Source organism: Nonomuraea rhizosphaerae, assembly GCF_019396405.1.
In the GTDB taxonomy this organism is placed as follows: Bacteria; Actinomycetota; Actinomycetes; order Streptosporangiales; family Streptosporangiaceae; genus Nonomuraea; species Nonomuraea rhizosphaerae.
This window is the reverse complement of sequence record NZ_JAHKRL010000062.1, coordinates 1-1,677: the sequence shown is the minus strand read 5'-3', so window position 1 is coordinate 1,677 and position 1,677 is coordinate 1. Positions and strand designations below refer to the sequence as shown.

Annotated in this window: 1 protein-coding gene; it reads right to left on the bottom strand. The window is 70.0% G+C overall.

Features of this window, described 5'->3' with window-relative positions; all coding sequences use genetic code 11:
* Window positions 1-224: 224 nt before the first annotated feature.
* Complete coding sequence (locus KME77_RS02960) at window positions 225-1,154, bottom strand: aldo/keto reductase (RefSeq protein ID WP_219461619.1); 930 nt, start codon at window positions 1,152-1,154, stop codon at window positions 225-227.
* Between the last annotated feature and the right edge of the window lie 523 nt (window positions 1,155-1,677).

Sequence of the window (1,677 nt, the reverse complement as noted above, 5' to 3'; positions counted from 1 at the left end):
GGTGAGGGCTCCAGCGTCAATCTAATGGACGGTCTCCACGAGCCATAGCGGAGCGACGTCAGCGGGCAGCACACCCCCGATTCTCATCCACGCGAGCACGCCCGAAGGGCGGATCTGGATCTAATGGGAGCTACCGGGTCGGCTGATCGGGACCGGGAGGCGGTGATCAGACCCGGCGGGCGGTGATTGAGATCCGGCAGGCGGCGATCAGGGGCGGGAGGCGATCAAGGGCGGGAGGCGGTGTCCAGCAGGCTCAGCTCGTCCTCCGTCAGCGTCAACCCCGCCGCGGCGAGCAGCGGCCGTAGCTGCTCCAGGTTGCGGGCGCTGGCGATCGGCGCGGCGATCGTCGGCTGCGCGGCGAGCCAGGCCAGCGCGACGGACGCCGGCTCGACGTCCCGCGCGGCCGCCACCTTGGCGAGCGCCTCGATCGTGCGCGGGCCGTGCTCGGTCGCCAGGTACTTGGCCGCCTGCCCGGCCCGCGGGCTGTCGATCGTGAGGCCTTGGGCGTACTTGCCGGTCAGGAAGCCACGGGCCAGCGAATAGTACGGCGTGCTGGCCAGCCCCTCCCTGGCCACGACCTCCCGCAGCTCGCCCTCGTAACCGCGTTCGACCAGGTTGTAGGGCTGCTGCAGCGCGACGTACTCGGGCAGGCCCTCGGCGCGGGCCACGGTGAGCGCCTCCGCCAGCCGGTCGGCGCCGTAATTGGAGGCGCCGACATAGCGGACCTTGCCCTCCTCGATCAGCTCGCCGAACGTGCCCAGCGTCTCCGCGAGCGGCGTGTCGCGGTCGTCCACGTGCGCCCAGTAGAGGTCCACCCGATCGGTACGGAGGCGGCGCAGCGAGTTCTCGATCGCGGTGCGGATGGTCGCGGGCGCCAGCCCCTCCAGGCCCTTCAGCATGCCGACCTTGGTGGCCAGCACGAGCGAGTCGCGGTTGCCGCGCTCGGCCATCCACTCGCCGATGATCGTCTCGGAGGTGGACTCGCGCGTGGCCCAGTACGGGTAGACGTCGGCCGTGTCGATGAAGTTGCCGCCACCCTCGACGTACGCGTCCAGGACGGCGAACGACGCCTCCTTGTCGGCGGTCCAGCCGAAGACGTTGGTACCCAGGCATATCGGGAAAACGGACAGGTCCGTCGTGCTGATCGATCTCATTCCGTCAGTATCGCGTCCGGCCGATCACGCCCCATGAAGCACCCCCCGTACCGCTACGTGACGGTTGGGTCGGCGGGCCGCCCGGCGCTCGCCCATGACGACGGACCATTTCAGCGACCTCGTACGATGTGCGCCCGGCCGTCCATCGCCCGGCCGTCCGCCGGGGAGGGGCAAGCAGCGTGCGGTTGCCCCCTCGTGCGGTCTGCTGGAGAGCGGGGGAGGGACATACGCTTTGCGGCTGTCCATTTGCTTGGGTGTCTGCCGGAAGAGGGATGAGCGGCGTGTGGTCGCCCCTTCACGCGGTCCGCTGGAGAGCCTGGGGTGTGCAACTCGTGTGTGGTCGCTGCTTCATGTGGTCCGCTGAGGAGCCGGGTGAAGCGCGGCTCGGTACCGAGGGTGAGATCGGTCAAGGGTGGGTGGCAAGGGGATGGAAGGTCGAGAGGGCGGGCTGTTCAGGGAGAGGGGGGCGAGGGGCTGAGGAGCGGGGACGAGGGGCGGGAAGCGAGGAGCGGGAGGCGAGGAG